Raw genomic sequence first — 23,488 nt, forward strand, 5'->3', positions numbered from 1 at the left:
GGCCTTTCGTTGTGGCCGCAGGCTCGGGGGCGGCCCCTCGCCTGTCTTGTGTGCGGTGGCGTGTCTCTGTACGTGGTGGGGCGCGGGCCTGGGCTGGGCATCGGCTTGCTGCGCGACGAAGAAGGGATGCGGTGTGGGATTCCCTCTGCTTATACTTGAACTCAGTTCAATTTCTGAGTTCTCTCCCTGGAGGTTTCACCCATGACCCAAGCTGCCACCCTGCCCGCTTTCGCTGCCCAGGCCGTCAAGAAGGCCCTGCACGACATTCCCATGAACGCCACGGTCGGCGTGCAGATCACGGACGTGGGGGTGGGCTGGGCGACCGGGGAGGCGCCGGACACCGCGCCGTTCCGCAACCACCTGGGCACCATTCACGCGGGCGTACAGTTCCTGCTGGCCGAGGCCGTGAGTGGCGCGGCGTTCGCGGGGGCGTTCGCGGCGCAGCTGGCGTTCGCGGTACCGCTGATCGAGAAGCTGGAGACGCACTACGTGAACCGCGCCGTGGGTGACCTGACCGCGCGGGCCGAGGCGGCGGACGCGGCGCAGGTCGCGGCGGCCCACGCGGAGTTCGCGCAGGACGGCCGGGCGCGACTGGTGATCAACGTGACCGTGCAGGACGGTGAGGCCAAGGACGTGATGCGCGCCGTGGCCCACTGGTACCTCCGCGCCCGCCCGCAGAAGTAAGGCCCGGGCATGCCGGCGGTGCTCCTGACGGGCATGTCCGGTGCGGGGAAGAGTGCCGCGCTGCTGGCACTGGCCCGCCGTGGATACCGCGTGGTGGACACAGACGCCGGGGACTGGAACGAGTGGGTGCAGGCCCCCGACGGCCCGGACTGGGTGTGGCGGCTGGACCGCCTGCACGCGCTGCTGGACGAGGTGGGGTCTGCGCCCCTGGTGCTGGCCGGCTGCCGGAGCAATCAGGGGGCGCTGTACCCGCGCCTGCGGGCGGTGGTGCTCTTGACGGCCCCGCTGCCGGTGCTGCTGGCGCGCGTGCAGCACCGGGAGAACCCGTATGGCCGTACGGCAGAGGATCGGGCGCGGATCGCGGAGCATGTGGCGTGGGTCGAGCCGCTGCTGCGGCGGTCCGCGACACTGGTGCTGGATACGGCGCGGCTGTCGGTGGCGCAGGTGGCGGATCAGGTCGAGGCGCTGCTCAGGGACGATGGACGGGTGGGCGCCCCGCAGGTCTGACGGGGTGCCGCCGGCCTCTGCGGCTGTGGCCCGCGCCGGTGCTCTACCCTGCACGCATGACTGTGTTGCTGCTGGATCACGTGGCCGTCGCGACTCCTGATCTGGAGGCGGGCTCGGCGCCGTACGTGGCGCTGGGCCTGAGTCCGGAAGGGCCGGATGAGGAGGTGGAGGGTCAGGGCGTGCGCGTCCGGGCGTTCCAGGTGGGGGAGACCCTGATCGAACTGCTGATGCCCACCCGGGAGGACAGCCCGATTGCGGGGTTCCTGGCGCGCAAGGGGCCGGGGCTGCATCACACGGCGTACCGCGTGTTGGACCTGGACGCCGAGATGGCGCGGCTGCGTGCCCAGGGCGCGCGGTTCCTGAGCGATACGCCCGCGCCGGGCCGGGCGGGGTCGCGCGTGGCGTTCCTGCACCCGAAGTGGGGTGAGGGGACCCTGATCGAACTGGTGGAGCACCCGCAGGGCGGCCACGCTTGACCCGTGGGCGGCGGGCGAGACCGCTGTGGTGGGTGCCGTCGCTGGCGATCATGGGGGTGATCTGGTGGCTCAGCGCGCAGCCGCAGACGCCGGGGCCTTCCCTGGAGCACCCCAGGGACTGGATCGCGCATTTTCTGGCGTACCTGTCGCTGGCGTTCTGTCTGGGCCGCGCGACGGGGCGGCGGGGGCTGGCGCTGGTGATCGCGGCGTGGTTCGGCGCGCTGGACGAGGTGCACCAGTCGTTCGTGCCGCCGCGCGAGGCGGGCGTGCAGGACTGGCTGTTCGACGTGGCGGGCGCGTGGCTGGGGGTGCGGTTCGCGGTGCGCCGGCCAGGCCGGGCAGCCCCGGAGCCGGACGCGGCCGTTCATCCGGCCTGAAGCTCGCGCGCGGCGTCGCAGTTCTGTCAGACGGGCTCGGGTAGGCTCGCGGGCATGACCGCACCGACCCTCCCGCCCGCGCAGGCCAGCCACGTGGCGGCGCTGCACGCGGCCCTCACGCAACTGGACGGGGTGATCCTCGGGAAGGGGCAGCAGATCCGGCTGGCCGTCGCGTGCCTGCTGGCGCGCGGCCACCTGCTCATCGAGGACCAGCCCGGCGTGGGCAAGACCACGCTGGCGCAGGCCCTGGCGCGCACCTGCGGCCTGCACTTCCGGCGCGTGCAGTTCACGGCGGACCTGCTCCCCGCCGACCTGACCGGCGTGAGCGTCTGGGACGCGCCGAGCAGCGCGTTCCGTTTCGTGGAGGGGCCGGTGTTCAGCGAACTGCTTCTCGCGGACGAGATCAACCGCGCCACGCCCCGCACGCAGGGCGCGCTGCTGGAAGCCATGGAGGAGCGGCAGGTCTCCGAGGGCGGCGTGACCCGCGCGCTGCCGGAGCCGTTCTTCGTGATCGCCACGCAGAACCCGGCGGCGTTCGTGGGCACCAGCCCCCTGCCCGAAGCGCAGCTGGACCGCTTCCTGATGACCGTCACGCTGGGCTACCCGGACCTGCGCGCCGAACGGCAACTGCTGGAAACCGGGGGCCGCAGTCTGTCCGTCCGCGAACTGCCGGCCGTGCTGAACGCGGGCACGCTGATCGCCATGCAGACCGAGGTGGACGCCGTGCACGCGGCCGGGCCGCTGCTGGACTACCTGCAACTCCTGGCCCGCGCCACCCGCGAGCACCCCGGCCTGACGACCGGCCTGAGCCCGCGCGGCCTGCTGGCGCTGCTGGCCGGCGCGCGCGCCTGGGCGTACCTGCACGGGCGCGGCATGGTCCTGCCCGAGGACGTGCAGGCGGTGTTCGCGCCGCTCGCCACGCACCGCCTGAGCGCCCGCGCGGGCGTGAACGTCCCCGACGTGATCGGGCGCCTGCTGCGCGAGACGCCCATTCCCTGATGACCCGCCCGGACCGACCGTCAGCCGTGACGGTGACGCTGCGCGCGGGGCCGACGGGCTTCGGCGTCGCCTTCCTCGCGCTGATCGTCCTGACGCTGATCGGCTGCGTGAACTATGCCCTGAGCCTCGGGTACGGCCTGACATTCCTGCTGGGTGGCGTGTGGGTGCTCGCGGCGGGGCAGGCGCTGCGCGCGGCGCGGGACCTGACGGCCGGGGTGCAGGCGCGCGGGCCGGTCCGGGCGGGCACGCCGCTGCCCGTACAGGTGCAGGCGCGTGGCGGGCGCGGCGGCGTGCTGCGCGTCGCCCTGCACGCCCCCTTCGACGTGGTGAGCGGCAGCGTGACGCTGGAGGACGGAGCAGGCACCCTCGACCTGGCCGTCCCCACCGCCGCGCGCGGCCCGCTGGAAGTCCGCGTGACGCTGCGCGCCCTGGACCGCCTGGGTCTGTGGCAGGTGCGCCTGCCCGACCCGGACCCCGTCACGGTCCTGATTCACCCCCGCGCGGAGGAGGGCGCGCCGCCCCCACCCACCCGGAGCGTGCCGGGCAGCGGCGAGGGCGCGGGCCGCGCGCCCGGCGACGAGGAATTCGCGGGCCTGCGCCCCTACCAGACCGGCGACTCGCCCCGGCAGGTGTCGTGGCGGCACGTGGCGCGCACCGGGCAGCTCCTGACCCGCGAGACCGACGCCGCGCAGGGCCGCGCCCGGCGCCTGGACTGGCAGGACGCGCCCGGTGACCCGGAGACCCGCGCCGCGCGCCTGACCGCCTGGGTGGACGCCCTGCACGCCCGCGCCGACAGCTACGCCCTGCACCTCCCGGGCGAGGTGGTCGGGCCGGGCAGCGGCGAGTCGCAGCGGCAGGCGGCCCTGAACGCCCTGGCTCTGCACGACCCGCCCACCCTGGCCAGCCTCGCGCCCCCGGCCCGGCCGGCCCGGAACTGTTCAGGTACCCGACCGGCGCCGCTGCCGGGCGAGGCCCTCACGTGGACGCTGCTGGCCCTGGCGGTCACCCTGGCCCCCGGGGCGCTGCGCCAGCCGTGGTGGCTGAGCCTGCTGATCGCCGCGCTGCTGGGCCACTCGCTGCTGCGCGCCCGCCGCGACGCGATCCGGCCCCTGCCGACGTGGCTGCTGGCGCTGCTGGCCGTGGCGGGGGGCGCGGCCCTGAACGCCACGTACGGCACGCTGCTGGGCCGCGACGCGGGCACCGCGTTCCTGGCCCTGCTGGCCGCCCTGAAAACCGCCGAGAGTCACGCCCGGCGGGATCAGGCGGTCCTGACGCTGCTGGGCCTGTTCGTCACGAGCACCGCCTTCTTCTTCAGCCAGGGGCCCCTGACCGCGCTGTACGCCGTCCTGAGTGCCGCGCTGCTCCTGACGGCCGCCACCACGCGCCTGGGCACCCCGCCGCCCCTGACCCGCGCCAGCCTGACCGGGCGACTGGGCCGCACCGCGCGCGTCCTGATCCTGAGCGCGCCGCTGACCCTGGCGCTGTTTGTGCTCGTGCCCCGCCCGGACGGTCCGCTGTGGCAGCTGCCGGTGCAGGGTCAGAACCTGACCGGCCTGGGCTCGGAGGTCAGCGCCGGGTCCTTCACGAACCTCGCGCAGAACCCGGCGGTGGCGTTCCGCGCGGACTTCCGCGGCGCGGTCCCCCCACCGGCCGGGCGGTACTGGCGCGGCCCGGTCCTGGAAGCCTTCGACGGCCTGAAATGGCAGCAGGTGCGCGGCAACGTTCCCACCCCCAGCGTCGAGGCGACCGGCGCGCCCCTCACGTACGACCTCACGCTGGAACCCAGCGGCACGCCCTGGCTGCTGGCCCTGGAGACCGTGGTGCGCGTCCCGCAGGGGGCGTTCATCACGAGCGGCGTCCAGGCGTTCACGCCCCGCCCGGTCGCCACGCGCCGCCGCGTGACCCTGGTCAGCCAGCCCGCGCGGGTGGGTCGCCAGGAGAACGGGGACCGCCTGCGCTTCGACACGCTGCTCCCGCAGGGGCAGAATCCCCGCACGCTGGCCCTGGCGCAGCAGTGGGCGGGCCTGCCCCCGGCGCGGCGCGTGCAGGCCGCACTGGACCACCTGCGTTCAGGCGGCTTCACGTACACCCTGAACCCCCCGCTGCTGCCCGAGGAGAACCGCACCGACGCGTTCCTGTTCGGCAGCCGCCAGGGCTTCTGCGAGCACTACGCCAGCGCCTTCGCGGTCCTGATGCGCGCCGCCGGCCTGAGTGCGCGCGTGGTTACCGGGTACCTGGGCGGCGAACTGAACCCCGACGGGAACTACCTGATCGTCCGCCAGCAGGACGCCCACGCCTGGACAGAGGTGTGGCTGCCCGGCCAGGGCTGGGTGCGGGTGGACCCGACCGCCGTGATCGCCCCGGCGCGCGTGAACGCCGACCTGCGCACCGCCCTGACGCAACCCGCGGCCAGCGCCGCCCGGCCCCGCAGCGGCCTGGACCGCCTGCGCCTGCGCCTGGACAGCTGGCAGAACCGCTGGAACTCGGTGGTCGTCGAGTACGACGGCGAGCAGCAGATGGCTCTGCTGACCCGGCTGGGCGTGACCGGCGGCGCGCAGGCCCTCTGGTGGCTGCTGCTGCCCGCCCTGGCTGTCACGCTGCTGCCCGCGTACGCCTGGACGCGCCGCGCCGCCCGGCCCGCCGACCCCGCGCAGCGCCTGTGGCACGACCTGACCCGCACGGTGGGCGCCCCGCAGCACCCTGGCGAGACGCCCGGCACGTACGCGCAGCGGCAGGCGGGTGCCCACCCGCATCTCGCGGATGCGCTGCGGGGCGCCGCGCACGCCTACCAGCAGGCCCGCTACGCGCCGGGCCCGCCGGACGCCGCGCTGCGCGACCTGCGCGCCGCCGTGCGGCAGGTGCGGAGCCTGCGTCACCGTGCCCGCCGCTGACGTCGCGTAGCATGGGGGCGTGAACGTGCTGAAAGCTGTCCTGTCCGCCATCGCTGGCCTCGCCGCCGCCCTGATCGCCTACAGCGCCTTCTTTGTCCGGGGCGACCTGGGCGGCGTCATGGGCTACCTGCGGGCCCGCGGCGCCCTGCGGCGACTGCGCGAGGACGGCACGCCCGAGCAGATCAGCGCGGCGCAGGCCCAGCTGCACGCGCTGGGGCAGCAGGTGGGCGACCCGGCCTTCGCGGGACAGATGATCCCGCTGGCGCTGCTGACCGGCGCGCTCGTGGCCGGACTGGTCTGGTGGGCCTTCACGCGCCGTCAGCAGGACGCGCCCCGCCTGGACATCCAGGAACGCATGGTCTACCGGCTGGCGCACCGGCTGGGCGGCCGCTTCACGCTGGACGACCTGAGCGCCCGCAGCCCCCTGACCGAGGAGCAGGCCCGCGCCGCCACCACCCGCCTGCTGGACCTGGGCCGCCTGACCCGCGACGGCGACACCTTCCGGCTGAGCTGACGGGATGGACACCGACACCACCCTGAGCGCGCTGCTGCGCCGCGTGAACCACGACCCCGCGCAGGGCCTCCAGGCGGCCCTGGACGCCGTCTCCGGCCAGCCGCACCCGCGCGTCGCCGCCATCGCCGCGCACCTGAGCGCCACCAAGCGCGACCTCTGGACCCGCATCGCCCACGCGACCGGCACGCCCACTCCACCCGAGGGCGCGGGCCTGCACACCCTCCTGACCTGGGAGGAGGAGGCCTGCGACGCCCTGAGCGCCGCGCAGCTGGACGTGACCGTCCCTCCAGCCGACCCGGCCAGCGCCGGGGGCGAACCCCCCATGACGGTCGCCGCGCTCCTGCGCCTGAACGCCGCCCTGACCACGGGCCGCGCCGCGCAGATCCGCCGCCTCGCGGCGCAGCCCCGGATCGCCTGAGGCTGGTATGCCCCAGGAACGGCCCTTCCTGACCGACCCGGCCCCCGAGGGAACACGCGGCAGCGGCCCGGTCCCCGACGCGCTGTTCGACCTGGCCGTGAACCGCGCCGCCGCCGCCCTGCGCGGCCTGCGACCCGCCCGCCCCGAATCGGCGCTGGCCGCGTGGCACGCCCGCACCCGCTTTGCCCGCCGCGTGCCGCTGGACGCTGTGCAGGCCGCCCTCTCCGGACAGCCGCAGGGCGGCGAGTGGCACTGGGCGGGCGGCCCCGCCGGAGGCTGGCAGCCGGGCCGCGCGCCCTTTCCCTGAGCTTCCCTCTGGCCTGGCGTCCGCGTTACCGGATGGCGGCGCGGGCGGCCACCTCGACTGCGCGCGTGAGTTCCTCCTGAGGCAGGTAGGGCACGGGCTTCGGCTCGGCTAAGGCCACCTCCGCGTTCGCGGGCAGGTGCAGGAACCCGCACGGCACGTCCTCACGGTCCGCCGCGTGCAGGGCGTGCAGCGCGTGGAACATCACCGTGTTGCACACGAACGTGCCCGCCGTGTCGCTGATCCCGCCCGGGATGCCCGCGTCCCGCCACGCGCGCAGCGTGGCCCGCAGCGGCAGGGTACTCAGGTACGCCGCCGGGGCGTCCGCGACGACCGGCACGTCCTGGTACTGCCGGCCCGCGTTGTCCGGGATGCGGTAGTCCATCACGTTCACCGCCACCCGCTCCAGCGTGACCTGCGGCCGGCCGCTCGCCAGGCCGGTCAGCAGCACGGCGTCCGGCTGCACCTGCGCGAGCAGTGCACTCAGCTGCTCGCAGGCCGCGCCGGGCTCCACGGGGAGCAGCGCGCCCTCGATCACGTGCCCGCCCAGCGTGCGGCCGTGCAGCGCCTGCGCCGCGACGGCGCTGGGGTTCACGGGATGCGTGTGGAAGGGCTCGAAGCCGGTCAGCAGCAGGGTGGGCATCTCCGGCAGCGTAGCGCGCCGCGCGGCCTGTACGCTGCGGGTATGCGACGCCGCCTCGCCCTGACTGCCCTGCTGGCCCTCACCCCGACCGCCCTGGCCGCCACGCAGTACGCCGTACTGACGGGCGTGACCGTGCAGGGCAGCGTCGCCACCCTGACGCTGGACTACGTGGACGTGTACAGCGACACCGACGCCGACGCCCGCCGGGTCGTCGCGCTGGGTGACTACCCCAGCGCCCAGGCGTACTTCGACGCGAACCCCAGCGGGATGTACCTGCGCAACGTCAACCCGAAGTTGCGCACCCTGAAGACCGACGCGAAGACCACCTTCGACCTGTCCTGCCTGAACCGCCCCGGCGGCGTGATGACCGTCCCGCTCGTGACCTTCGTGTCCGCCTGGAAGGGGTACCACCCGCAGGGCTGCTGGCCGTTCAGCGAGAAGGTCGTCGCGCTGCACCTGAGCGGCAGCCGCGTGCTGAAGGTCGAGCAGGTGTACTTCCCCTGAAGAGGGCGGGTGGCGGCGCGGCCTGAGAGGACCGCCGCAGTCTGAGCGGCGGGCGGGGCCTATGCTGCGGCGGTATGCCTGAACTGCCGGAAGTGGAGACCACCCGCCGCAAGATCGAGCCGCTGCTGCTGGGCCGCACGATCCTGGAGGTGCAGCACGACGCGCCCCACAAGTACCGCGACACGCACCTCGCCGCCGGACGCCGCGTGACCGGCCTGTCCCGGCGCGGGAAGTACCTGATGCTTCACCTCGCCGCCGCCGAGGCCGCCCACGACCAGGGTGCGGACTCGCCGCACGATCTGGAATTCATCGTGCACCTGGGCATGACCGGCGGGTTCCGGCTGGAGGGCGGCAAGCACACCCGCGTGACCCTGCGCACCGACGCGGGCGACCTGTACTTCGACGATCCGCGCCGCTTCGGCAAGATGGCGGTCGTGCGGCCCGGCGAGTACGCGGGCATGCCCACCCTGGCCGCCATGGGGCCCGAACCCCTCTCCGACGACTTCCGGGAGGACTTCGCCGCGCTGGCCGCGCAGGCGGGCGCCGTGAAACCCTGGCTGCTGTCGCAGAAACCCGTCAGCGGCGTGGGCAACATCTACGCGGACGAGAGCCTCTGGCTGGCCGGACTGCACCCCACCCAGACCCGCCTGACCCGCGACGAGGCCGGGCGGCTGTACCACGCGGTCCGAGACGTGATGGGCCGCGCCGTCGAGGCGGGCGGCAGCAGCCTCGGCAAGGGCGAGGGCAACTACCGCCAGCACGACGGTCTGTCCGGCCTGTTCCAGCACGCGCACAACGTGTACGGCAAGGGCGGCGAACCCTGCCCCCGCTGCGGCACCCCCATCGAGAAGAGCGTCGTCGCGCAGCGCGGCACCCACCACTGCCCGCAGTGCCAGCCGCTGCGCCGGGAGACCGTATGACCGACCTGACCGGACTGCGCCTGTCCTACACCCGCGCCGAGCTGCGCCGCGCCGACCTGAATCCCGATCCGCTGGCGCAGTTCCAGGGCTGGTTGCAGGAGGCCATCGGGGCGGGGCTGCGCGAACCGTACGCGCTGAGCCTCGCCACCGCCGACGGGCAAGGACGGCCCAGCGTGCGGACCGTGCTGCTGCGCGGCGCGACCCCGGCGGGCCTGACGTTCTACACGAACTACGACTCGCACAAGGGCCGCGACCTGAGCGCCAACCCCCAGGCGGAACTGCTGTTCCACTGGCCGGAACTGGAACGGCAGGTGCGCGCCTCCGGCCCGGTGACCCGCGTCCCGGACGCCGAGAGCGACGCGTACTTCCACGCCCGCCCGCGCGAATCTCAGCTGGCCGCGCACGCCAGCGACCCGCAGAGCGCCCCCACCCCCGGCCGGGAGGCGCTGGAGGCGACCTTCGCGGCCCTGCACGACCGCTTCCCGGAGGGAACCGAGGTGCCCCGCCCGGCCTTCTGGGGGGGTTCCGCGTGCAGGTGCAGGAATGGGAGTTCTGGCAGGGCCGCGCCAACCGCATGCATGACCGCTTCACGTACACCCGCGGCGGCGAGGACTGGCAGATTCAGCGGCTGATGCCGTGACCAGTCCGGCCCCGATGTGCCTCCGGGGCCGGACCGGTCAGCTGCCGCCGAAGGTCAGGTCCGCGTGGTCCTCGCCCAGCAGCGCGCGGCGTTCCTCGCCGGTCAGGGCGATCAGCACGCGCCGCAGCACCATGTCCACCGCCTGCTCGGCGCTCTCGTCCAGCGTCAGGCCGTCGAGCAGCGGCACGTCGTACTGGTGGGCCAGGGCCTCGAGTTCGTCCTGCATGGCGCGGATCTCGCGGAAGTAGCCCATGTAGCGGTGCAGGGGGCGGCTGGCGGCGGTTTCCGTGTCGCGGCTCTCGAAGTGGCGGCGGTGCTCGTCCGCGTCGGGCAGCGTGACCAGCAGCGGCACCACGATCGCGCCCGCGTACGAGTCCGCGCGGATGTACCCGGGGACCAGGTGCACGCCCTCCAGGACCAGACTGCTGCCCTCCTGCACGCTGCGCTGCACGACGGCGCTCAGGCCCACGCTGACCTGCTGCACCTGATCCCGGAAGCCCGCGATCAGCGAGGGCCGGTCCGGATGCTCGGGGCGGGGCGCGCCGGGGGGCAGCAGCGCCTCCCAGGCGTTGAAGGTGCTGGCGTGCAGCGTGGGCAGCAGCGCGGGGGAGACCATGGCGCGCATGACCTCCCGGATGGAATCGGTGCTGACGACCCGCGCGATGCCCAGGCGGTAGGCGATCTCGGCGGCCAGGAAGCTCTTGCCGGTGCCGCTCACGCCACCCAGCAGCACGATCACCGGGCGCGGCGGGCGGCGGATCACGCGCAGCAGGCGGTACCGCGCACTGACGTCCGGGCCGACCTCGTCGCGCAGCAGCGCCTCGACCTTCTGGCGGATCTCGTGCCGGGGAATCACGCGGTCGTCACGGCCCCGCAGGTCCCGCTGGGTCACGCGGGCCACCTTGCGCGCCACGTCCGGCGTGACGCCTGCCGCGAGCATGCTCTGCACCAGGATGCCCTTGCTGAACGGGCTGGGCACGCTGCTGCCCTCGCCCAGCACGCCCAGCTTCCCGCGGTTGTGCCGCAGGTAGCGGTAGGTCAGGCGCAGGTGCTCGCCGTAGCGTTCGGCCAGCGCGGCCTCGGTGCGGTTGTCGATCTCCTCGGCGCTCAGGCTGGTCACGCCCTGCTGGCGCAGCCGCACGTCCACGACGCTCGCCGTCGCGTAGGCGTCCTTGCCCGACAGGCCCGCGTCCTCCAGCGTGCGGGCCAGCACCCCCGGCTGAACGGCAGGTCGCCCTTCTTGGCGGTCACGAGGATGTCCTGGAAGGCGGGCGTCTGCGCCTGCGCCGCCTGCGCGATCTCGTCCCCGGCCACGTCGCGGGCCACCTCGACCATCAGGGCCTTGAGTTCCGCCGGGCTGACCACGGTGCGCCGCGCCAGCCGCAGCTGCTGCTCCACGCGGCGGGATACGGCGGACGCCACGGGCGCGCTGGCCCCGGCGTTCACCAGGGACTCGACCAGAAGGCCGCGACTGAACGGGAAGGTGGTGCGGGCCGACCCCACCCGCAGTTCCGGGTGCGTCACGCCCGCACCGGCCGCAGGGGGGAGCGAGTCATCAGCGCAGTGTAGACCCTGACGGGAAGCCCGGCGTGACGGAGTACCCGTTCAGGCACAGGCCTCAGCGGGCGTCGCGCTTGACGGCCCCCTCCAGCAGCAGGTTCAGCGCCAGGCGCATCTCCTCCTGCAGGGGGCGCTCGGTGCCGTACGCACTCCAGCGCAGCGCCACCATCAGGTACGTGTCCGCGATCAGGTTGCTGATGCGCTGCAGGGACAGGTCGGTGCGCATCATGCCCGCCTGATGCATGGGGCGCAGGATCAGCTCGATCACCTTGCTCAGCGGCAGCGCCTGGTACGCGGTGCGGGCCCGCTCGGGGTTGGGATTCATGACCTCGTACGCCAGCGGGGGGAAGAGATCGCGCTCGCGGGTGTTCTCGTCGGCGAGGCGGTCCCAGACCTCGTACAGCACCGTCAGGGGCGGCGTGCCGTCGTGCAGGCGGGACTCGGCGTGGTCGCGCAGGCGGTTCATGACCTCGCTGCCGTAGTCGAGCAGCACCGCTTCCTTGTACGGGTAGTAGTTGAAGAACGTGCCGCGCGAGACGTTGCTGGCCCGGGCGATGTCGGTCGCGGTGGTCGTCTGGAACCCGCCGCGTTTGAACAGGTCAATGGCGACGTTGTAGATGCGGGCGCGGCGGCGCTCCTTCTGGCGTTCGCGCAGCGAGGTTGAATCCATGATTCCCCAGGGTATAGCGTTTCCGGTACAAAATTGCACCCCGTCCAACGGGGTTGTCTGCCTGGGGGTCCCCGGACGGGCCGGGGCGCGTGCGGTACGCTGGGACTCATGAGCGTGATCCTGGGCATCGACATCGGCGGGAGTGGCATCAAGGGCGCGCCCGTGGACACCCGCACCGGCCGGCTCACCGCCGAACGCCACCGCATCCCCACCCCGGACGGGGCCGCGCCGGCGGACGTGAAACAGGTCGTGGCGCAGCTCGTCGAGCACTTCGGCCTGCCGGGTCCGGTCGGCGTGACCTTTCCCGGCATCGTTCAGCGCGGCCACACCCTCTCGGCCGCGAACGTCCACCCGGACTGGGTCGGCCTGAACGCCGACGCGCTGTTCACCGAGGCCACCGGGCACGAGGTTCACCTGATCAACGACGCCGACGCCGCCGGACTCGCCGAGGCCCGCTTCGGCGCCGGGCAGGGCGAGACGGGCAGCGTCCTCGTACTGACCTTCGGCACCGGGATCGGCAGCGCCCTGGTGCATGGCGGCGTCCTAGTGCCGAACACCGAGCTGGGCCACCTGTGGCTGCGCGACAAGCACGCCGAGACCTGGGCGTCCGACCGCGCCCGCGAACGCGACGACCTGAACTGGAAACAGTGGAGCAAGCGCGCCAGCACGTACCTGCAGCACCTGGAACTGCTGTTCAGCCCGGAACTGTTCATCATCGGCGGCGGCGTCAGCAAGAAGGCCGACAAGTGGCGCGAGCACCTCAAGGCCGAGCGCACCCGCGTCGTGCCCGCACGGCTGCTGAACGAGGCCGGGATCATCGGGGCCGCCATGATGGCCGCCGGCCGCGACCCGGCCCTGAACGCCGAACTGGACGAACCAGCTGCCCCCAGCGCCACACCCACCCGCAAGCCCAGGAACTGACCTGTTCGGGCCCACCCGGGAACCCGCGCGCGGCTGGTCCCGTACCGCCCGTCATGGGATTCCTCAAGAAGATGATGGCTGCCATCGGCGTGGGCGGCGCGCGTGTCGACGCCCAGGTCCACACCCCCGCCGTGCGGATCGGCGACAGCGTCACCGGCGTGCTGGTCGTGCAGGGCGGGAACCTTGACCAGCGCATCGAACGCGTGAACCTCGGGCTCGCCACCCGCTACAGGAGTGACGACAGCTACGTCTCGCACCAGCTGAGCAAATTCCAGGTCATTCCCACCTTCGAGCTGCGCGCCGGGGAACGCCGCGAATTCCCCTTCAGTATCCCCGTCGAGCCCGGCACGCCCCTGTCGCTGCCCGGCACGCAGCTGTGGCTGGCCACCGACATGGACATCGCGGGCGCCGTGGACCCCGGTGACCAGGACCACCTCCAGATCCTCCCCAGCCGCGAGATGGAGGTGCTGTTCCAGGGCGCGCAGCGCCTGGGCTTCCAGCTCAGCGGCAGCGAGATCGAGTACCACCACGGCCGCGTCGTGCAGGAGATCAGCTTCCGCCCCCCGCACGGCCAGTACCGTATCGCCGAGATCGAGATGATGCTCTTCCCGCAGGCAGGCGGCCTGGACGTCATCCTGGAGGTGGACCGCCGCGCCACGGGCGTCGCCAGCCTGTTCACCAGCGAGTTCGAGCAGCGCGGCCGCTGGCACCTGAGCGCCGCCACGCTGGGCGCCGGACCGGACGCCGTCGCCCGTGAACTCGAGGCCCGCATCCGCGCGCTGCTGTAAGCCAGGACAGCGCCGCCCCCCTGCCACGGGGGGCGGCGCGTTTTTGGGCTGTCATTCACCCAGCAGGCGTTTGAGGTCATCCACGCTCGTCTGCGCGGCGGGGGCGTCCAGCGCCACCTGACCGCCGCGCAGGGCCACGACCCGCTGGCCCAAGTGCAGGGCTTCTTCCAGCTGGTGCGTGACGAACACGACGGTCACGCCCGACTGCCGCCAGAGGGTCAGCAGTTCGTCGGCCAGGGTGGTGCGGGTCGCGTGGTCCAGGGCGCTGAAGGGCTCGTCGAGCAGCAGCAGGCCCGGGCGGGTGACCAGGGCGCGGGCCAGGGCGACGCGCTGGCGCTGCCCGCCGCTGAGTTCGTGCGGGCGGCGCGGGCCGTACCCGTCCAGGCCCACCTGCCGCAGGGCGTCCTGCACGCGCGCGTCGCGTTCGGCGCGGGGCACGCCACGCAGGCCGAAGGCGACGTTCCCGGCCACGGTCAGCCAGGGGAACAGCGCGGCCTCCTGCTGCACCAGGGTCAGGCGTGGGTGCGGGCCGCGCACGACCTCGCCACCCAGGCTGATCTGGCCGCGCTGGGGTTTCAGAAACCCGGCCAGGAGGCTCAGCAGGGTGCTCTTGCCGCTGCCGGACGGCCCGACGACGCACAGGAACTCCCCGCCCGGCACGTCGAGGGTCAGGGGGCCGACGCCCGCCCCTTGCCCACGGCGGCCCTGGTAGTGGTACGTCACGCCGTCCAGGGTCAGGGGCGCGCCGCCACGTTCGGCGGTGCGGGGGGCGGCAGCGGCGCGGTTCATGGTGGTGGTCATTGTGGCACCTCCAGGCCGTAGTCACGCCGGACGCGGCCCTCGGCGGCGCGCAGCAGCGAGTCGAACAGCCCGCCGATCACGCCGATGATGATGATCGTCGCCAGGACCAGCGCCACGTTCGCGGTGTTCCGCCCGACCTCCAGCTGCTCGCCCAGGCTGGCCGCCCCGGCGATCAGGAGTTCCCCGCCGACCAGGGCGCGCCACGCGAAGCTCCAGGCGGTGCGCAGCCCGGTCAGGATGCTGGGCACGCTGGCGGGCAGCAGTACGCGCACGATCAGGCTCAGCGAGCTGGCCCCCAGGGTGCGGCCCGCCACGCGCAGCGCCGGGGGGACGTTCAGCAGCGCGCCGGACACCGCCAGCGCCACCGGGATGAAGCCTTCCAGGATGACCACGAACAGCACGGCGCGTTCGTTCAGGCCCAGGAACAGGATCGCGAACGGCACGAACGCGATGCTGGGGACGCTCTGGATGCCGGTCAGGTACGCGCCCAGCGTGGTCCGCAGCGGCCGCCACGCGCCCATCAGCAGGCCCACTGCCGTTCCCAGCAGCACGGCGATCACGTACCCGGTCAGGACGCGGCGCAGACTCCCGCCGATGGCCGAGAGCAGCTTGCCGTCCTGCGGGCCGGTGCCCCACAGGCCGTAGCTGATCTCGGTCCACACGGCCTTCGGACCGGGAAACACGTACGGCGGGTACAGCTTGAGCACGTCGGTGATCAGCCACCACGCGCCCAGGATGACCAGCAGGCCCACGAGCTGTGTGACCAGGGTCTGCCAGCGGCCCGGGCCCCGCGCGGCGCGGGTGGGTTGAATGTCAGGGGAGAGGGCGGTCATAGCGGTTCCTCCCCGGGGTCACTTGCGGATGAACGGCGCGAGGTCCGGCGCGCTGCGGGCGTACCCGGCTTCCACGTTCAGCTTGGCGTACTCGGTCAGCGCGGCCAGGTCGAGGCTGGTCGTGAAGCGCGTCCGGGCAAAGGCCCGCTGAAGCACGCGCGGGTCGAGTTTCGCGCCCGTGAGTTTGAGCAGCTGCGCGTTCACGGCCGTCTGGGCGCCCACCGGGCTCTTGTTGATGAACGCCACCGCCTCGCTGTGCGCCTTGAGGAACGCCGCGACGAGCTGCGGGTTGGCCTGCGCGAACTTCGTGTTCACGATCACGACGGTCGTGGGGTACTTCCCGTCGCGCCAGACGGTCTTCTCGGTCCCGATGACCTTGTGGCCCTGCGCCTCGAGGGCCGCGCCCCAGGGTTCGGGCACCAGCGTGGCGTCCACGCGCTTGGCGGCGAAGGCGGCCAGCACGTCGACCGGCGCGACCGGCGTGATGGTCACGTTCCCGCCGTCCGTCTTGGACTTCAGGCTGTTCTCGTTCAGGATGTGGCGCAGGCTGATGTCCTGGGTGTTGCCCAGGCTGGGCACCGCGATGATCTTCCCGGCCAGGTCCTTATACGACTTGATGCCGCTGTCCTTGCGCGCGACGAGCACCGCGCCGGCCTCGCTGGCGCCGGCCAGGAACTGCACGGGCATGCCGCGCCCGGCGGCGTTGATGGCCGGGCCCGGGCCCACGTAGGCGATGTCGATCTGCCCGGCGGCGAAGGCCTCGGTCAGGGTGGTGCCAGACACGAATTCCTTCGCGTCCAGTTTCACCTTGCCGAGCGCTTTCTGGAAGGTGCCGCGCTCCAGGCCCACCAGGGCGGGGGCGTGCGTGAGGTTCGGGAAGAAGCCCAGCCGGACGGTCTGGGCGTCCTGGGCGGCGGCGGTGGTCGTGAGGGTCAGGGTGAGCAGGGTCAGCAGTGCGTTTCGGGTCATTCGTCCCTCCGGATCAGGTTGCTGCATTTCACGGTGCGCGGCGGGCAGGCACATGTGACCGGGCCTGCCGGGGCTTCAGGGTTTCTTCAGGAGCCGTTCAGACCGGCTGGGTGTACGCAGCGCGCAGCACCTCGGCCACCTCGGGCCGGGTGAACTCGGCGGGCAGGTTCTCCCCGGCGCGCAGCTTCTCGCGCACCTTCGTGCCGCTCAGCACGAGGTGGTGCGAGCTGTCGTGCGGGCAGGTGCGGGGGCTGACGAGCTGCCCGCAGGAGTTGCAGTAGAAGGTGTGCTCGAACTTCAGGATCTGCACGCCCAGTTCCTCGGGCGTGTACGCGCTGAAGATCTCCTGCGCGTCGTACGTGCCGTAGTAGCTGCCCACCCCCGCGTGGTCGCGGCCCACGATGAAGTGCGTCACGCCGTAGTTGCGCCGGGACAGGGCGTGCAGGATCGCCTCGCGCGGCCCGGCGTAGCGCATGGCGGCCGGGTACACGCTGAGCAGCGTGCGGGCCTGCGGGTAGTAGCCCTCCAGCAGCACCTCGTACGCCTGCACGCGGGTGGCGGCGGGCACGTCGTCGCCCTTGGTGGTGCCGACTAGCGGGTGCAGCAGCAGCCCGTCCACGAGTTCCAGCGCCACCTTCTGCAGGTACTCGTGCGCGCGGTGGATGGGGTTGCGGGTCTGGAACGCCACCGCAGAGCGCCAGCCGCGCGCCTCGATCACCTCGCGCACCTCGGCGGGCGTGCGGTGGTGACGGGGGAAGTAGCCGCGGGGCACCTCGAACAGCGCGACCGGCCCGGCCAGGTTGACGTCACCCTGCGCGTACAGCGCGGCCACGCCGGGGTGCGTCCCGTCCTCGGTGCGGTACACCTCGCGCGCCTCCCAGGCCTTGCGGGCCGCGTAGGCCTCCTGCACGTCCACCCAGCCCACGTCCTGACCCTCGAAGCTCAGCACCACGCGCCCGCGCAGCCCGGCGTGCTCGGCGCTCACGGGCAGCGTGATCGGGATGCTCCAGGGCGTGCCGTCCGCGAGGCGCAGCCGCTCGATGACCGAGAGGTAGTCCGCCTCGTTCACGAAGCCGGTCAGGGGGGAGTACGCGCCGGTGGCGAGCATCTCCAGGTCGGCCAGGGTGCGCTCGCTGATGTTTAGGCGCGGCAGCGCGGCGAGTTCCGCCGGGTCGAAGTCGTGTCCGGCGCGGCGCATGCCGTTCACGAGGGTGCCGCCGAGGGGGCTGGGGAGGGTGGAGGTGGTGGGGAGCAGGATCGTCATGGGTCAGACCTCTTGATGAAAAGACTCAACTATTCGGGGCAGGAAAAGCCGCTCAGGGTTCAGGCGGCGGTGCAGGGCGCGGGCGTCAACAGCGGCGCGTCACAGCCTGTTCTCCCCGGCCCACAGGCCGCACTCGGTCTTGCCCTTCCCGGCCCAGCGGCCCGCGCGGGCGTCCTCACCGGGACGCACGGCGCGCGTGCAGGTCCAGCAGCCCACGCTCAGGAAGCCGTCGTAGTACAGCGGGTTCACCGGCAGGTCCTGCTCCCGCGCGTAGGTTTCCAGCATCTCGCGCGTCCAGTGGGCCAGCGGGTTCACCTTCACGCGCGCGCCGTCCTCCACGAACGGAATGTCCGCGCGGGTGCTCGCCTGATCGCGGCTGCGGGCGTTCAGCAGCGCCGACGGGGCCTTCTGGCGCAGGTACGCCTGGAGGGGCGCGACCTTCCGCACCGCGCAGCAGGCGTCCGGGTCGCTGGCATACAGCGCCGGGTCGGTCTGCCCGTCCTCGGGACTCGCGCCGTCGTTCAGGGTCACGAACGTCAGCTCCGGGTAACGTGCGGCCAGCCGGTCGCGGGTCGCCAGCGTCTCGGGGAAGTGATATCCGGTGTCCACGAACACCACCTCGCCCCGGTACCCGGCCTTCACGGCCAGATCGAGTAGCACCACGCCGTTCAGGTTGAACGCGCTGGGCATCAGCACGTCACCGTGTGCCTCCAGCGTCCAGCGGATCACGTCCAGCGGGTCGCTGGCCGGCGTGAAGTCGGGTCGGGGCGAGGTGGCGGTCATAGCTTCAGCGCCTCCAGCAGCTGCCCCACGCCCTCCTCGACGCTGATGCGGTCGGTGCGCAGGTGCAAGTCCGGGTGCTCGGGGGCCTCGTAGGGGTCGCTGACCCCGGTGAAGTGCGGGATCTCCCCGGCGATGGCCTTGAGGTACAGGCCCTTCACGTCCCGCGCGGTCACGACGTCCAGCGGGGCGTCCACGAAGACTTCCAGCGCGTTCGGCAGACCGGAAAGCACCTCGCGGCGGGTGTCGGCGTAGGGGCTGATCGCGCTGACGAGGACCGTCACGCCGTGTTTGGCGAGCAGGCCCGCCACGAAGCCGATGCGGCGCACGTTCGTGTCCCGGTCGGCCTTCGAGAAGCCCAGGCCCTTGCTGAGGTTCTCGCGCACCGCGTCGCCGTCGAGCAGTTCGGCGGCCACGCCGCGCGCCAGGAGTTCCGCGTACAGGGCGCTCGCCAGGGTGCTCTTGCCCGCGCCGCTCAGGCCGGTCAGCCACACCACGCGGCCCGTCCCGACGGCCTGCTGCTCGGCCACGGCGGTCACGCGGTCACCGCCTCACGCCCGCCCAGCACGGCGTCCGGCGTGAACTGCTCGGCGCCCACGCGGTCGGCGTACTCCACGAAGCTCTCCCCGGCGTGCTTGTTCGCCTGGAAGTCCGCCAGCACCGCTGCCGCGTACGCGTTCAGCTGCTCGGCGGGCACCGCGCCCTTCAGTTTGGTGCCGGTGCGCTGCGCCTGCCCGATGCTCCCGGCCAGGTGCACGTTGTACACCTCGTGCACGGTGCCGTCCTTGTCGGTTTTATTCGCACCCATGAAGCCCAGGTCGGCCACCTGATAGCGCGTGCAGGCGTTGCTGCACCCGGTCAGGTTGATCGTGAACGGCACGTCCATCGCCAGCGTCAGGGGTTCGAGGTGATCGACCAGCGCGGCGGTGCGGGCCTTCGTCTCGGTCAGCGCGAGGCGGCAGAACTGGTTGCCGGTGCAGGCGATGGTCGTGCCGCGGATGGTCGCCTTCGGCGCGAGGTTGATCGCGGCCAGTTCGGCGCTCAGGGCCTCGACGTCCTCCGTGGCGACGTGGGGGATCACCATGTTCTGGAACGCGGTGGTGCGCAGCACGCCCTTGCCGTAGCGGTCGGCCAGATCGGCCAGGGCGCGGGCCTTGGTGGGGTCGATGCGGCCCACGGTGGTCGCCACGACCACGTAGTTCAGGCCGTCCGCCTGGGGGTTCACGCCCAGGACGTCGTTCCCGCCGAACCGCGCGACGGGCGCGGCGGGGCCGTCCTGCAACCTGCGGCCCAGGTAGTCGTTCTCGACGATCTCGCGGAACTTCTCGACGCCCAGGTCCTTGATCAGGAACTTCAGGCGGCTCTTCTTGCGGTTCTGGCGGTAACCGTGGTCGCGGTACGCGGCGGTGATGGCCTGCCCGACCTCCACGACCTCCTCGGGGCGGATGAACACGCCTAGGCGCTTGGACAGGTGCGCCACGGCGCCCAGGCCGCCGCCCACCCACACGTCGAAGCCGACCTCACCGTTCACGCGGTGCGCCAGGAAGCCGATGTCGTTGATCATGTGGATGCCTTCCAGCTCCGGCACCGCCGTGATGCTCATCTTGAACTTGCGCGGCAGGTCCTGGAAATCAGGGTTGCCGGTCAGGGTGCCTTCCATGGCGTGGGCCAGGGGGCGCACGTCGATGATCTCGCGGGCGTCCAGACCCGCCAGGGGGCTGGCGATCACGGCGCGCACGGTGTCGCCGCAGGCACCCTTGGGGTGCAGGCCCAGCGGTTCCAGCCGCTCGAAGATGCGGGGGATGTCCTGAATGGTCAGCCAGTGGAACTGGAACGCCTGCCGGTCGGTGACGTCCAGGAAGCCCCGGCCGTACTCCTCGGCGATGTTCGCCACCTCGCGCATGGTCGCGCTGGAGAACTCGGCGGCGGGGACGCGCACGCGCATCATCAGGAAGCCGTCCTCCTGCGGGCGCTGCGGGTACACCCCGGCCCACTTGAGCAGGTCGATGCGCTCGGGGTCGATGAATCCCTGCTCGGCGTACTGGGGGATCAGGTCGAAAATCTGGAAGGGCGGTACGGCTTTCTTCAGGGCTTCGATGTCACTCATGATGGGTCCTTAGCGCTTGAGGAGCTGGTAGCGGAGGCGGCGGTACTGGAAGTACATCACGCACCCCACGCAGATCTTCTGGGAGAGGTTCAGAACGGCCAGGGCGATCACGATCACGCCCAGCACCGCCCCGACGATGGGGAGACCCGCCAGTGTAAAGGTCGCGGAGGCCAGCAGGAAGCTGCCGCCCACGCCCTGCGCGAAGTGGTGCGCGCGGGGGTCCTCCTCGACGATCTCGGGCTTGAGGCCCAGGGCGGGCCCCAGCAGGCGGTACGCGGCGCGCATGGGGGAGAGGTCGGGCGTGACGGCCCCGATCAGCATGGCCGCGCCCAGCACGAGCGTCAGGGCCGGGACGGTCAGGATCACGGCCAGCAGCGTCACGAACACCACCGTGACCTGATTGAACTTCAGCGCACTCAGGTCCGTGCGCGCGGGCTGGCGGGTGGGGGCCGGGGCAATCATTGACAAAAAAGGTAAACCTTTGGGGGCGCCAACACAAGTCAACCATCCAGACAGCCCACGCCCCCTGTCCGGACAGCTCACCCCTGGGCGCTCAGCGTTCGCAGGCCAGCCCGTCGCCGTCGCCGTCCAGTCCCGGCCGGTAGCCGGGCTGCCCCCGCTGCAGCGGCAGCGCCGCCCCCGCTGCGCGCGCCGCCGCGCAACTCGTGAAGCCCCCGGGCGGCGCGTCGGCGGCCCCGCCGTCCAGCGGGCAGGCCCCTGCCGGCAGCCGGAACGGCGCGGCCCCCCGGGCCTGCACCCGGTAGCCCAGATCCTCCAGCGCCCCCAGCGTCAGCGGGCTCACCGGATTGAGCCGCCCCGTGTAGTCCCCGGACGACCCGGACAGCACCTCCGAGCACACCACCTCGCCCGCCCAGTGCCCCCGGTCGGGGTCGAGCGGAATGCCCGCGCCCTTGCCCCCCAGCGCCCGGAACGCCGCCACGGCCCGGGGCGCCACGTACAGCGTGGTCTTGCCCTGCCGGTTCACGAACACCCGGTCGTCCTGGTCGCCACTCACGGAGATCCGCGCGTCCCGCTCCCACAGCGTCCCCACGCCCAGCACGTGCAGGAACTCGTGGATCATGGTGTCCAGCACGTCCGTGCGCGGCAGATCCGACAGCCCCGAACTGTTCAGGTCCACCACGCCGTAGATGGGCAGGAACGACCCGTCATGCAGGTCGCAGGGCATCCCGGTCGCGTACAGGTCGTCATCCAGCCGCTTGACGCGCACGAACACCACCAGCCGCGTCAGGCGGCCGCGCAGCGCGGGCAGCCCCCGGTCGCACTCGCCCGCCGGGACGTCCACCCGCACCGGCTCGAACGGCGAGGCGATCAGCGCCGACACCCGCCGCGCCGCCTCGTTCACCGCCGAGCGCTGCGCGGCCCCCAGCGGCGCCCCCAGGAACCGTACCTCGATCCCGAACGGCTCCGCCGCCACCGCGCCCGCCGGTCCCGCGCCCAGCAGCGCGCCTGCCAGTGCCACTCCCCGCCACCACGTCTTCACCCCCCTACTGTACGGACTGCGGCCGGGGCACCCCGCCCACGCCGCCGCGCGTTACACTGCGTCAAGTGGACACGTTCAAGGTTCAGATCGGTCGCGTGACCCGCGACCTGCCCATCGTGCCGGTTTCCCCGGACGTCAAGGTCGCCCTGTTCAACATGCTGGGCGACACCGACGTCACCGAGGAAGCCGGGCGCGAACTTGCGCACAGGCTCCCCGCCGACATCGACGTGCTCGTCACGCCGGAAGTCAAGGCGCTGAGCCTCGCGCACGTCATCAGCCGGGAAAGCGGCAAGCCGTACATCGTCATCCGCAAGACCCAGAAGCCCTACATGGTCGATCCCGTCGCCCGCGAGGTCGTGAGCATCACCACCGGCAAGCCGCAGCTGCTGGTGCTCGACGGTTTCGACGTGCAGAAGATCAGGGGCCGCAAGGTCGCCATCGTGGACGACGTGGTCTCCAGCGGCGGCACCCTGCACTCCATCCGCCAGATCATCGAGGAAGTCGGCGGGGAAGTCGCGGCGGTCGTCGCCGTGTTCACTGAAGGGCAGGAACGCCCCGAAGTGACCGCGCTGGGCCACCTGCCCCTCTTCAAGTAAAAGCCTCCTGACCCGGCCCCCTTCCACGTGGAGGGGGCCCTGCCATGCCGTCCGGTCCTGCCGACCCCATACAGACTCCGATTGAATGGCTTGCAAAGCCGTTCAATCCGAGCAGAGCGAGTGGGAGCGAAACGGGTTCCGGGCGTGGAGTGGGCAACCCGGTGCTGTCCCGGGTGTCAACGAAACAGCCGGAAACCGTATCAGCTGACGAACGTGCGTTAGCCTGAGCCATGACCACAGCCCCGCAGGAACTGACTGTCACCATCGGCGACGTGAGCCGCACCCTCCCCACCGTCCGCGCGGGCGGCATGGGCCGCGTGCCCCTGGTGGAATTCATCGGGGACAGCGAGTTCACCAAGGCCGTCGCGCAGGAGATGGTCGCCCTGATCCCGGCAGGGACCGAGGTGCTCCTGACCGTCGTCACGAACGCCCTGCCGCTCACGCACGAACTCAGTGACCGCTCGGGCCTGCCGTACGTGTGCGCCCGCAAGAAACGCCGCACGTACATGCAGCAGCCCCTGATTCAGGACGTGCCCAGCATGACCCTGGGCGTCGCCGAGACCCTCTGGCTGGACGGCCCGCACGCCGAGCGCCTGAAAGGCAAGCGCGTGACCATCGTGCAGGACGTCGTCGCCAGTGGCGGCACCGCGCAGGCCCTCGCCCGGCTGGTCGAGCGGGCGGGCGGCACCGTCAGCGGGTACCTCGCCGCGTTCCGGCAGGGCACGCCCACCCTGGACGTCATCGCCCTGCAGGACCTGCCCCGCACCCTGAGCTGACCCACGGCCAAAGGGCGCGCCCCGCCGGGCTGAGCGGCGGGGCGC

At 72.4% G+C, this 23,488-nt stretch carries 28 protein-coding genes and 1 pseudogene; 16 read left to right on the plus strand and 13 right to left on the minus strand.

Annotation, left to right across the window (positions count from 1 at the left end; all coding sequences use genetic code 11):
• Positions 1 to 201: 201 nt before the first annotated feature.
• From AUC44_RS06480 to AUC44_RS06520, 9 genes are read left to right on the plus strand one after another with little or no spacing between them, the layout of a single operon-like run.
• A complete protein-coding gene (locus tag AUC44_RS06480; protein ID WP_062157906.1) occupies positions 202 to 684 on the plus strand; it encodes a PaaI family thioesterase in 483 nt (160 codons plus the stop codon).
• A 9-nt stretch (positions 685 to 693) separates the two neighbouring features.
• Positions 694 to 1,191, plus strand: a complete 498-nt coding sequence (locus AUC44_RS06485; RefSeq protein WP_062157907.1) for a shikimate kinase — start codon at positions 694 to 696, stop codon at positions 1,189 to 1,191.
• 56 nt (positions 1,192 to 1,247) lie between these two features.
• The gene (gene mce, locus AUC44_RS06490) at positions 1,248 to 1,667 is read left to right on the plus strand and encodes a methylmalonyl-CoA epimerase (protein ID WP_062157908.1); all 420 of its coding nucleotides are present in this window, start codon (positions 1,248 to 1,250) and stop codon (positions 1,665 to 1,667) included.
• Entirely contained in the window at positions 1,664 to 2,044 is a 381-nt protein-coding gene (locus AUC44_RS06495) for a VanZ family protein (protein ID WP_417926366.1), read from the plus strand. The genes mce and AUC44_RS06495 overlap by 4 nt, the downstream gene beginning before the upstream one ends.
• Before the next feature lie 54 nt (positions 2,045 to 2,098).
• Positions 2,099 to 3,043, plus strand: a complete 945-nt coding sequence (locus AUC44_RS06500) for an AAA family ATPase (RefSeq protein WP_062157910.1) — start codon at positions 2,099 to 2,101, stop codon at positions 3,041 to 3,043.
• On the plus strand, positions 3,043 to 5,934 hold the full coding sequence (locus tag AUC44_RS06505) for a transglutaminaseTgpA domain-containing protein (RefSeq protein WP_062157911.1): 2,892 nt from the start codon (positions 3,043 to 3,045) through the stop codon (positions 5,932 to 5,934). The genes AUC44_RS06500 and AUC44_RS06505 overlap by 1 nt, the downstream gene beginning before the upstream one ends.
• Positions 5,935 to 5,953: 19 nt before the next feature.
• Complete coding sequence (locus AUC44_RS06510) at positions 5,954 to 6,448, plus strand: hypothetical protein (RefSeq protein ID WP_062157912.1); 495 nt, start codon at positions 5,954 to 5,956, stop codon at positions 6,446 to 6,448.
• 4 nt (positions 6,449 to 6,452) lie between these two features.
• Positions 6,453 to 6,866, plus strand: coding sequence for a hypothetical protein (locus AUC44_RS06515; protein ID WP_062157913.1), 414 nt, complete (start codon positions 6,453 to 6,455; stop codon positions 6,864 to 6,866).
• A gap of 7 nt (positions 6,867 to 6,873) precedes the next feature.
• A complete protein-coding gene (locus tag AUC44_RS06520) occupies positions 6,874 to 7,173 on the plus strand; it encodes a hypothetical protein (protein ID WP_062157914.1) in 300 nt (99 codons plus the stop codon).
• Between the two features lie 25 nt (positions 7,174 to 7,198).
• Here AUC44_RS06520 and AUC44_RS06525 read toward each other — a convergent pair whose 3' ends face one another.
• Positions 7,199 to 7,813, minus strand: coding sequence for a pyroglutamyl-peptidase I (locus tag AUC44_RS06525; protein WP_062157915.1), 615 nt, complete (start codon positions 7,811 to 7,813; stop codon positions 7,199 to 7,201).
• A gap of 42 nt (positions 7,814 to 7,855) precedes the next feature.
• On the opposite strand from AUC44_RS06525, the gene AUC44_RS06530 reads away from it, so the two are divergent.
• From AUC44_RS06530 to pdxH, 3 genes and pseudogenes are all read left to right on the plus strand, one after another.
• On the plus strand, positions 7,856 to 8,317 hold the full coding sequence (locus tag AUC44_RS06530; protein ID WP_062157916.1) for a hypothetical protein: 462 nt from the start codon (positions 7,856 to 7,858) through the stop codon (positions 8,315 to 8,317).
• A 74-nt stretch (positions 8,318 to 8,391) separates the two neighbouring features.
• Complete coding sequence (locus AUC44_RS06535; protein WP_062157917.1) at positions 8,392 to 9,237, plus strand: DNA-formamidopyrimidine glycosylase; 846 nt, start codon at positions 8,392 to 8,394, stop codon at positions 9,235 to 9,237.
• Positions 9,234 to 9,877 (plus strand): annotated as a pseudogene (gene pdxH / locus AUC44_RS06540) (pyridoxamine 5'-phosphate oxidase). The gene AUC44_RS06535 and the pseudogene pdxH overlap by 4 nt, the downstream one beginning before the upstream one ends.
• Positions 9,878 to 9,914: 37 nt before the next feature.
• Here pdxH and AUC44_RS06545 read toward each other — a convergent pair.
• The 3 genes from AUC44_RS06545 to AUC44_RS06550 form a co-directional block, all read right to left on the minus strand.
• Positions 9,915 to 11,090, minus strand: a complete 1,176-nt coding sequence (locus tag AUC44_RS06545; protein WP_335338691.1) for an ATP cone domain-containing protein — start codon at positions 11,088 to 11,090, stop codon at positions 9,915 to 9,917.
• Positions 10,994 to 11,401, minus strand: a complete 408-nt coding sequence (locus tag AUC44_RS17285) for a hypothetical protein (RefSeq protein WP_335338692.1) — start codon at positions 11,399 to 11,401, stop codon at positions 10,994 to 10,996. The genes AUC44_RS06545 and AUC44_RS17285 overlap by 97 nt, the downstream gene beginning before the upstream one ends.
• A gap of 94 nt (positions 11,402 to 11,495) precedes the next feature.
• The gene (locus AUC44_RS06550; protein ID WP_062157918.1) at positions 11,496 to 12,107 is read right to left on the minus strand and encodes a TetR/AcrR family transcriptional regulator; all 612 of its coding nucleotides are present in this window, start codon (positions 12,105 to 12,107) and stop codon (positions 11,496 to 11,498) included.
• A 108-nt stretch (positions 12,108 to 12,215) separates the two neighbouring features.
• Here AUC44_RS06550 and ppgK point away from each other — a divergent pair, with 108 nt between their 5' ends.
• A complete protein-coding gene (ppgK, locus tag AUC44_RS06555) occupies positions 12,216 to 13,028 on the plus strand; it encodes a polyphosphate--glucose phosphotransferase (RefSeq protein ID WP_062157919.1) in 813 nt (270 codons plus the stop codon).
• 53 nt (positions 13,029 to 13,081) lie between these two features.
• Positions 13,082 to 13,816 (plus strand): sporulation protein, encoded by a 735-nt coding sequence (locus tag AUC44_RS06560; protein WP_062157920.1) that lies wholly within the window; start codon positions 13,082 to 13,084, stop codon positions 13,814 to 13,816.
• Positions 13,817 to 13,867: 51 nt separating this feature from the next.
• Here the strand turns inward: AUC44_RS06560 and AUC44_RS06565 are convergent, their stop codons facing one another.
• From AUC44_RS06565 to AUC44_RS17020, 9 genes are all read right to left on the minus strand, one after another.
• Complete coding sequence (locus AUC44_RS06565; RefSeq protein WP_062157921.1) at positions 13,868 to 14,617, minus strand: ABC transporter ATP-binding protein; 750 nt, start codon at positions 14,615 to 14,617, stop codon at positions 13,868 to 13,870.
• Complete coding sequence (locus AUC44_RS06570) at positions 14,614 to 15,450, minus strand: ABC transporter permease (protein ID WP_062157922.1); 837 nt, start codon at positions 15,448 to 15,450, stop codon at positions 14,614 to 14,616. The genes AUC44_RS06565 and AUC44_RS06570 overlap by 4 nt, the downstream gene beginning before the upstream one ends.
• Before the next feature lie 18 nt (positions 15,451 to 15,468).
• On the minus strand, positions 15,469 to 16,419 hold the full coding sequence (locus tag AUC44_RS06575; RefSeq protein ID WP_062157923.1) for an ABC transporter substrate-binding protein: 951 nt from the start codon (positions 16,417 to 16,419) through the stop codon (positions 15,469 to 15,471).
• 97 nt (positions 16,420 to 16,516) lie between these two features.
• Positions 16,517 to 17,683 (minus strand): sulfate adenylyltransferase, encoded by a 1,167-nt coding sequence (gene sat, locus AUC44_RS06580; protein ID WP_062157924.1) that lies wholly within the window; start codon positions 17,681 to 17,683, stop codon positions 16,517 to 16,519.
• A gap of 99 nt (positions 17,684 to 17,782) precedes the next feature.
• Entirely contained in the window at positions 17,783 to 18,466 is a 684-nt protein-coding gene (locus AUC44_RS06585) for a phosphoadenylyl-sulfate reductase (RefSeq protein ID WP_062157925.1), read from the minus strand.
• Complete coding sequence (cysC, locus tag AUC44_RS06590; protein ID WP_062157926.1) at positions 18,463 to 19,002, minus strand: adenylyl-sulfate kinase; 540 nt, start codon at positions 19,000 to 19,002, stop codon at positions 18,463 to 18,465. Before cysC ends, AUC44_RS06585 begins: the two co-directional genes overlap by 4 nt.
• Positions 18,999 to 20,570 carry a nitrite/sulfite reductase gene (locus AUC44_RS06595; protein WP_062157927.1) on the minus strand — a complete coding sequence of 524 codons (1,572 nt, stop codon included), beginning with the start codon at positions 20,568 to 20,570 and terminating at the stop codon, positions 18,999 to 19,001. The genes cysC and AUC44_RS06595 overlap by 4 nt, the downstream gene beginning before the upstream one ends.
• Before the next feature lie 9 nt (positions 20,571 to 20,579).
• Positions 20,580 to 21,032 (minus strand): DUF4395 domain-containing protein, encoded by a 453-nt coding sequence (locus AUC44_RS06600; RefSeq protein WP_062157928.1) that lies wholly within the window; start codon positions 21,030 to 21,032, stop codon positions 20,580 to 20,582.
• Positions 21,033 to 21,123: 91 nt separating this feature from the next.
• Positions 21,124 to 22,071 carry an excalibur calcium-binding domain-containing protein gene (locus AUC44_RS17020; RefSeq protein ID WP_231724550.1) on the minus strand — a complete coding sequence of 316 codons (948 nt, stop codon included), beginning with the start codon at positions 22,069 to 22,071 and terminating at the stop codon, positions 21,124 to 21,126.
• 65 nt (positions 22,072 to 22,136) lie between these two features.
• Between AUC44_RS17020 and AUC44_RS06610 the strand changes: the two genes are divergently transcribed.
• Positions 22,137 to 22,667, plus strand: coding sequence for a phosphoribosyltransferase family protein (locus tag AUC44_RS06610; protein WP_062157930.1), 531 nt, complete (start codon positions 22,137 to 22,139; stop codon positions 22,665 to 22,667).
• A 230-nt stretch (positions 22,668 to 22,897) separates the two neighbouring features.
• Entirely contained in the window at positions 22,898 to 23,443 is a 546-nt protein-coding gene (locus tag AUC44_RS06615; protein WP_062157931.1) for a phosphoribosyltransferase family protein, read from the plus strand.
• Positions 23,444 to 23,488: the final 45 nt, after the last annotated feature.

The sequence above is a fragment of the Deinococcus actinosclerus genome (genome assembly GCF_001507665.1).
GTDB classification, from domain to species: Bacteria; Deinococcota; Deinococci; order Deinococcales; family Deinococcaceae; genus Deinococcus; species Deinococcus actinosclerus.